The sequence below is a fragment of the Chryseobacterium sp. VD8 genome (genome assembly GCF_037149975.1).
GTDB classification, from domain to species: Bacteria; Bacteroidota; Bacteroidia; order Flavobacteriales; family Weeksellaceae; genus Chryseobacterium; species Chryseobacterium indicum.
The window spans coordinates 1-7,896 of the sequence record NZ_JBBCQL010000217.1 but is presented as its reverse complement, the minus strand read 5'-3'; the positions used below and the strand labels follow the sequence as shown (position 1 = coordinate 7,896).

At 36.3% G+C, this 7,896-nt stretch carries 7 protein-coding genes; 5 read left to right on the top strand and 2 right to left on the bottom strand.

Going from position 1 to position 7,896, the window contains the following annotated elements; genetic code table 11:
- Positions 1-71: 71 nt before the first annotated feature.
- From bshA to WFK35_RS18335, 4 genes are all read left to right on the top strand, one after another.
- Positions 72-1,220, top strand: coding sequence for an N-acetyl-alpha-D-glucosaminyl L-malate synthase BshA (gene bshA, locus WFK35_RS18350; protein WP_214588404.1), 1,149 nt, complete (start codon positions 72-74; stop codon positions 1,218-1,220).
- Positions 1,221-1,499: 279 nt separating this feature from the next.
- Positions 1,500-2,774 (top strand): DUF2851 family protein, encoded by a 1,275-nt coding sequence (locus tag WFK35_RS18345; protein WP_336733781.1) that lies wholly within the window; start codon positions 1,500-1,502, stop codon positions 2,772-2,774.
- Entirely contained in the window at positions 2,767-2,988 is a 222-nt protein-coding gene (locus WFK35_RS18340; protein ID WP_029297636.1) for a PspC family transcriptional regulator, read from the top strand. Before WFK35_RS18345 ends, WFK35_RS18340 begins: the two co-directional genes overlap by 8 nt.
- 2 nt (positions 2,989-2,990) lie before the next feature.
- A complete protein-coding gene (locus tag WFK35_RS18335; RefSeq protein WP_302717863.1) occupies positions 2,991-3,503 on the top strand; it encodes a GNAT family N-acetyltransferase in 513 nt (170 codons plus the stop codon).
- Between the two features lie 41 nt (positions 3,504-3,544).
- On the opposite strand, the gene WFK35_RS18330 is transcribed toward WFK35_RS18335, so the two are convergent.
- Both WFK35_RS18330 and WFK35_RS18325 read right to left on the bottom strand, forming a co-directional pair.
- Positions 3,545-4,324: a carboxypeptidase-like regulatory domain-containing protein gene (locus WFK35_RS18330; protein WP_336733780.1), complete on the bottom strand. Its 780-nt coding sequence runs from the start codon at positions 4,322-4,324 to the stop codon at positions 3,545-3,547.
- A gap of 8 nt (positions 4,325-4,332) precedes the next feature.
- Complete coding sequence (locus WFK35_RS18325) at positions 4,333-5,082, bottom strand: carboxypeptidase-like regulatory domain-containing protein (protein ID WP_336733779.1); 750 nt, start codon at positions 5,080-5,082, stop codon at positions 4,333-4,335.
- A 180-nt stretch (positions 5,083-5,262) separates the two neighbouring features.
- Here WFK35_RS18325 and WFK35_RS18320 point away from each other — a divergent pair.
- The coding region (locus WFK35_RS18320; RefSeq protein WP_336733778.1) for a UvrD-helicase domain-containing protein at positions 5,263-7,896 on the top strand (2,634 nt) is incomplete at its 3' end.

Sequence of the window (7,896 nt, the reverse complement as noted above, 5' to 3'; positions counted from 1 at the left end):
GATCTCATTCCAGCAATTGTAAAATAAAGGTGTAAATTCTAAAATTTACAACATCAAAACCCCAAAAATAAATGAAAATAGGCATACTTTGCTATCCCACCTACGGAGGAAGCGGAATTGTAGCAACAGAACTCGGAATGTCGCTTGCCAACAAAGGCTATGAAGTCCACTTCATCAGCAGTGCGCTACCTGCGAGATTAGATATTACCAATCCGAATATTTTCTTTCACAGGGTAAATGTTCAGACTTATCCGCTTTTCCAGTATCAGCCGTATGATATTGCGCTGAGCTCGATGATTTACCGAGTGGTGAATCTCTACAAACTGGATCTGCTTCATGCACACTACGCGATTCCTTACGCATACGCAGCCTTTACAGCCAAACAGATGCTGAAGGAAGATGATAATGATATTCCTTTGGTAACGACACTTCACGGGACAGACATTACATTGGTAGGACAGCATCCAAGTTACAAACACGCCGTGGAATTCTCCATCAACCAGTCGGATGCGATCACGTCGGTGTCGGAAAGTCTGAAAAGAGATACGCTCCAGTTCTTTAAGATTAAAAAAGAAATTCAGGTGATTACGAATTTTATTGATAATTCTGAGTTTGATGAGTGCAACGAATGCCAGAGAACACAGTTTGCCAATCCAGACGAAAAAATCCTGATCCACGTATCTAACCTGCGTCCTGTAAAACGTGTGGAAGAAGTATTGCAGATTTTCAAGAACGTTCAGAAAAAGGTAAAATCGAAGCTTATCATCATCGGAGAAGGTCCCGATATGGAGAAAGTAAACCAGTTTCTGGAAGAAAATCCGGATCTGATTTCGAAAATCCGTCTTCTGGGTAAAGTAAATGATCTTTACCGAATTTTACAGCTTTCGGACGTCTTTTTACTGCCTTCCGAACAGGAAAGCTTCGGTCTTGCCGCACTGGAAGCAATGGCAGCCAATACTCCGGTCATCAGCTCGAATGCGGGAGGAATTCCGGAGGTAAACATTCAGGGAGAAACAGGTTTTCTTGCAGAGATCGGAAATGTGGAAGCGATGAGCAATTACACGATTAAACTACTGAGCAACGATGAGCTTCTGGCGAAGATGAAAGTCAATGCAAAAGAACAGGCGATAAAATTCGACCTTAAAAATATTCTTCCGATCTACGAAGAAATGTACAGAACTACCATCGAAAATTTCAAAAGTGAACTTACCAAAGCATAGTTTTATCTCGAAAAAATTTGGAACTGGAATTACAAACCTCACAGGTTTTAAAAACCTGTGAGGTTTATACCATAAAAAAACAGCGGCTGCATTCATCAGGATGCAGCCTTTTTTGTGCTGTCAGTTTTTGAAGATTAATATTTTTCATGCAAACAATTATTTTCCATGAAAGAATTTATAAATTTTGAATTACTTGTAAAATAATTTTATTATTTGCCTGATTTTTAAACACTTAATATCATTCAAATCATTTTTATTCTATATTTGCAGTAAACACTCATGACCGAAAAACTACTGCAATATCTCTGGAACTATAAAGTGTTCAAGCATTTCGACTTCAAAGATCTTGAAGGCAATCCTGTTGAAATATTAGACTTCGGAAAATGGAATAAAGATTCCGGTCCGGATTTTATAGCAGCGAAGTTGAAAATCAATGAAATTACTTTTGCTGGAAACATCGAACTTCATGTAAAATCTTCTGACTGGATCTTTCACAACCATTCACACGATCCAAACTATCAGAATATTATTCTTCATGTCGTTTTTCAGAACGATTGCGAGGTTGAGGAACTGAAAAACAGAAACATTCCTACCATAGAATTAAAAGATCATATCGACGAAAATATCCTGTGGAAATATGAAAAACTGATCGGCGGAACGCAGTTTATTCCCTGCGAAAATATTTTTGATCCCGGCAAAATTTCGGTTCATTTTCATGAAGAAAATGTTTTGAAAAAGCTGGCTGAGAAATCTTTAGAATTTGAGATGAACTTAGCACAGTTTAAAAATAATTTTGAAGCCGTTTTATTTCATTCTTTAGCTTATTCTTTCGGATTAAAAGTGAATGCATTTATTTTCAGGCAAATTGCGGAAAGCATAGATTTTACCATCATTAATAAGATCCGGCAAAATGAAACCCAACTCGAAGCTTTATTTTTCGGTGTTTCCGGCTGGCTGGAAAATCCTGAGGATGAAACGATGAAAATCTGGAAGCGGGAATTTGATTTTATTAAGGCTAAATTCAACATTTCTAATCTTAAATTTCATCCTAAATTTCTGAGATTACGACCTCCCAATTTTCCTACGCTCCGTTTGTCGCAGTTGGCGAATCTCTATTTCACACATCAGAACTTATTTTCAAAAATAATTCATGCTAAAAATACAGGAGAGCTTTTCGAAATTTTTAAAAATGTAAAAGCTTCGGAATACTGGAATAATCATTATAATTTCGGAAAAATATCATCGGTAAATCAGTCCAAAGTTGTATCGCGGGATTTTATAGAATTAATTATTTTAAACACCATTTTGCCTTTAAAATATACCTATCATCAATATTACAACGAAGAAATTGCTGAAGAAATTCTGCTTTTTTACAAAAACCTTCCCTCCGAAAAAAATTCAGTTATTACGGATTGGAAAAAGCTGGGCATGAAATGTAAGACAGCACTGGAATCGCAAAGCCTGATTTATCATTTTAAAAATTCCTGTGAAGAAAAAAATTGCTTAAATTGCGGTATTGGATTTAAAATTTTAAAAGAATCTTCAAATGCTTGACAATATCCGCCATAAAATGGAAAGAGAATGGTTTGGCGTTCTTACAAGAACGGGCGCAAAACTCGGAATTCCTGTTTCTAAACTGAGAGTTTTTTTCATCTACTCTACTTTTGCCACGGCAGGATTTTTCTTTTTAATTTATCTGGGACTGGCATTCACACTTTGGGTGAAAGATATTTTCATTACCAGAAGACCCAATGTTTTTGATTTATAGATATGGAATTTTTACAGATAACTTCTACAGAAGATTACAGGGTTAAAGAGATTTTTGAGGCATACTGCAAAACGTTTCCGGAAGATGAAAGAAGAGACTGGGACAAATTGTCTCCGCTGTTCTCACACCCTAAAGTGAAAATAATTTCTGTGCTTCACGAAGCTAAAAATATAGGCTACCTCATCATCTGGGAACTCAGCCATTTTGCTTTTGTGGAACATTTTGAAGTGTTTGAAGAATTCAGAAGTCAGAAACTGGGATCACATATCACCAACTATCTTTTTGAAAATTATCCCAGAATTGTTCTGGAGATAGAACACGGGCATTTAACAGAAGATACGAAAAGACGCTATTCTTTTTATCAGAAAAACGGGTTCAGCCTGATTGATGAAATGTACGTTCAGCCAAGTTACGGCGAAGGAAAAAATCCTTTAAATCTATGGCTTCTTGCTAATTATCAGCCCGAAAATCTAAAGGAAGTAAAAGACGAAATCTACGATATCGTTTATCATTAAAATATAAAATCCGAAGAATGTTCTTCGGATTTTTCACTGTTTTATTTTTTGTTTTTACTCTCCTCAATTCTCTTAACAAAGACAGGAAAAGCCTCGTCCATTCTGGATAATGCGCCTGTCAGGTTTTTTGCCCTAACAAAAGTTCTGGTCTGAGGTTTATACACAAAAGAAAATTCTATAAACTCTGAAATTCTTTCAGCAGGAATACCTTCTTTTGTAAAATATTCGTCTTCTACCCTGTTTCTTATCCACGCAATGTCTTCCTGAAGATCATCATACCTGTATTGACGCTTCATTCTTCTTGCGTCGCCACTGATAAGATCATACAATCCCTGAACATTCAGGCTTCCTAAAAGAATCGGAATTAAAACCTGCTTTACTTCTGCCGGTTTTTCTCGCATTTTCCCGACAGGCTGAGGTAATCCGACCGCATCTTCCACTATTTGTCCTTGATCGGTTTTTGCAACAGCCTTTGAATCTTTATCAAGATCTCCGGTAATTTTAGCCACTTTTACTTCTTCAATTTGTTCTGCAATTCTCGTAAGCTTAATATTCAGTTCTTTGTTTAAACCATACATTGCTTTTATGGAAGATCTTTCGAAACCGTTTCTTACAAACCGGATTTCGTCATCCGGCGAAAGAATATCTATGGAAAAGGTTCCGTCATCCGCGGTATACGTTTTTTTATCCGCAGAAATATTCATTATGGTAACGGATGGCAGACTTACTCCGTCTTCATCGGTAATCTTTCCCGAAATTTTTTGCTGTGAAAAACCATTCACAAACAGAAAAAGCAGAATAATAATTAACCTGACATTCATAGGATTATTTATTTTTGAGGCTGCGGCGATTTGTAGGCTGAAATTCTGCCCAACACTGCATTTCTAAACCGATTCATATCTGCTTCTGTACAATAGCCGTATTTCAGAATGTTTTTCCTTTCAAAACCTGTTCTTAAAATATAGAGAATAAAATGCTGAATCTGCGGTTTGGAAATCTGAAGTTCTTCAAAGAAGGTATTTCCTAAAGAATTTTGCAGATAATTCATCAGATCCACATCATCCCATTTGTCTTTAATTTTTCCGAAACTGTAAATTCCTTTGGTTACAGGCTGCACAAATTCGCCCGGTCTAGCCGCCAAAACTCCCGGAGCAGACTTTTGGGACATATATTTTGCCAGATCATTCTTCAGTTTTTCAACTTTTCTCGGCGGATTAAGATTTTTAGCATCGATCTTAATATCTCCGGTGATATTTTTCTTAATTTCAACTTCTGCAATAAGTTCCGCCGCTCTTATCATTGTTGCATTCACCGGAGCCGTAATATTTTCCTGTGTAATTTTACGGTTTGTACGCTCGTAGCCGGCTTTTATAAAACGAAGCTCGTCTCCCGCTCTTCCCGAAATCATGAAATGACCATCACGATTCGTAAGAACCCTTTCATCAGTCCGGATGTTAATCACCGTTACTTCCGGCATTTCATTTTTATCTTCGGAAGTTACTTTCCCGAAAATATAATTCTGAGCGTGGCTGTTGATGAAAAATATAGAAGCTAATATAAAGAATAGTTTTATTTTCACAGGTTATTTTTTATAAAGCAAAACTAAAGTTATTTTTAAATTAAACTGCAAGTTTAACCACAGTTAACGTGTTTTAGGATTTCTTTTAGAATTTTATTTTTAAAACTGTTAAATAGCAGCAGAAAATTGTTAAAATTTCACTTAAAAATTAGCTAACTTGCACTTTGAATTCCACTAAAAATGCAAAATTCTTATACGGTAATTAATGCTTCGGCAGGTTCTGGGAAAACCTATGCTCTGGTGCAGAGGCTTTTAATGATCTGTCTCCGGTATCCTAATCAGCAGCAGTCGATCAGGAATATTCTTGCATTAACTTTTACCAACAAGGCAGCCAATGAGATGAAAGAAAGAATTCTGACGTGGCTCGGAAATTTTTCCAATGATAATTTTGCAGAAAATCCGGATTTAAAAAATATTCAGAAAGCATTTGAGGAAGAAGGACTGAAAATAACGATTGATGAACTTCATCACCGCGCAAAAAAAATGCTGGACTATGTGCTTCATAATTATTCTACTTTAAATATCGGAACGATCGACCGTTTTAATTCGCGACTGGTAAGAAGCTTTTCTTATGAACTGGGACTTGCCAAAAACTTCAATCTGGAAATTGAAGCGGAACCTTTTCTGATTGAGGCGGTTGATAAAATGCTCGATCAGATTGGCGAAAACGAAGTGATCTCTAACTCTTTCATGGATTATGTGGATTACAGTCTCGAAAATAACGAAAGAATAAACCTGAACAAAAGTCTTTACGGTTCGGCAAAAGAATTTGTGAAAGATATTCATTACGAGCATCTTAAAAACAATAAGGATTTCGACAGCACGAATTACGAAAATATCAAAGACACGCTTCGAAAAGAAATTGCCCAAAACAAAAAACAGGCAATTGAACTCGCTACACGATCCATCGAATTATTCAGATCAAGGAATATTGAAATTGAAGATTTCGCACAGGGAAAAAACGGAATCGGAGGCTTTTTCACGAAAGTATTAGACTTTTATCATCAGAAAAGACCGGGTTTTCCTTTTCCTACGACTGCGGAAGAATCTGTTGTGAATAACTACCGGAAAGGAGCTTCGGCAAAATCAAAAAACAAGGAATCTGAAATTCTTGAAATTCTCGATCAATTACTGGATTACAGAATGCAGCTTATTCGGCTGTACATAGAAACCCAGAAAAAAGAGAAAATCTTATCCGCGCTTCTGCCTTTAAAGGTAAATAAAGACATTCAGGATGAGCTGAAGAAAATTGAGGAAGAAAACGATCTGGTTTTGCTTTCTAAATTTAATATTTTAATTAACGAAAACCTTCGGAATGAGCCTTCGGCATTTATTTATGAAAAAGTAGGCTCACAGTTTCAGCATTATTTCTTTGATGAATTTCAGGATACTTCAGAATTGCAGTGGCAGAATTTCCTTCCTTTGAGAGATCATGCCATTTCATCAGAAAATACTTCTTTTACGTTGGTTGGAGACCCGAAACAGAGTATTTACCGTTTTCGTGGAGGGGAAAGTAAACTGATGCTCGACATCATCAACAAAAAAGAATTTTCTCCAAAACAGGCAGATTTGCTTGTTTTAAAAGACAATTGGCGAAGCGCAAAGAATATTGTTAACTTTAATAACGAACTGTACAAATTTCATTCGGAATCTTTAGCAGAAGAGCATAAAAATATTTTCGGAACTGATGCCGAACAAAACCCGAAATCTTCCATCGAAGGCCGTGTAAAAGTAAATCTGATTGAAAATCTTACCAATGAAGATTTTTACAACGATACGTCTGAAAGCATGAGGAAAGATATTCAGGAAATTCTGGATAACGGCTTTAAATTTTCAGACATTACGATTCTATGCCGTGGAAATTTTGATATTTTCAGCTATTCTCAAAAACTGGGAAATCTGAAGGTAAATTACAAAGGAGAAGAAACGAATATTAAAACGATTTCCGATAAAGGTCTTACCTTAGAATTATCCAACACGCTTAAGGCTGTTGTTGAATTCCTGCGATGGGAAAGTAATCCGAAGAACAAGCCCAACCTCATCATGATGATGTATTATCTGAATAAACTGGGAAGAATTCAGATGAAAGATTTCACTTTGGAGATGAAGGAAATTTTAGGATTTGAAACACATGAAGAAACTGTGCATTTTATTCAGGAAAAATATGCTCTGAAGATTAAGCAGGACAATTTCCCCAGATTCAATCTGTACAACTTTGTTGAGTATTATATTAATGAATTTTCTGTTGAAAATAAAGAGACCGATTTCCTGCTGAACTTTCTCGAAATGCTTTTCAATTTTACACAAAATGCAGGAGCGAGTACGAAAGAATTTCTGAAATATTGGGATGAAGAGGCTTCGGCATATACGATTCAGGCTTCGGAAAATATTGATGCGATCCAGATTATGACGATCCACAAAGCAAAAGGGTTGGAGTTCCCGATTGTTTTTATCCCGATGATTAATAAAAATCGTGATGCCGAGTTCACCAATTGGTTTGAAACGAGCAATGACAGTGCTTTAAAGTCGGTTAATATTAATCAGTTCAGTAAAAATCTTGAGGTGTACGATGAGGAAATTCAGTATTTCAACTTACAGAATTCTTACAAAAACTTTGTAGACAGGCTGTGTCTGCAGTACGTTGCGACAACGCGACCGGTAGAGCAATTGTATTTTTATATCCAAAAAGCAAATAAAACGTCTAACAATCTGGAATTGCTGGAGTTTTTACAGTCTAAAAATCCGGAAAATCTGGATGAGTTTGATCTGTATGAAGTGAATCCGGAGATGCTGAAAAAGCATTCAAGGGACAAA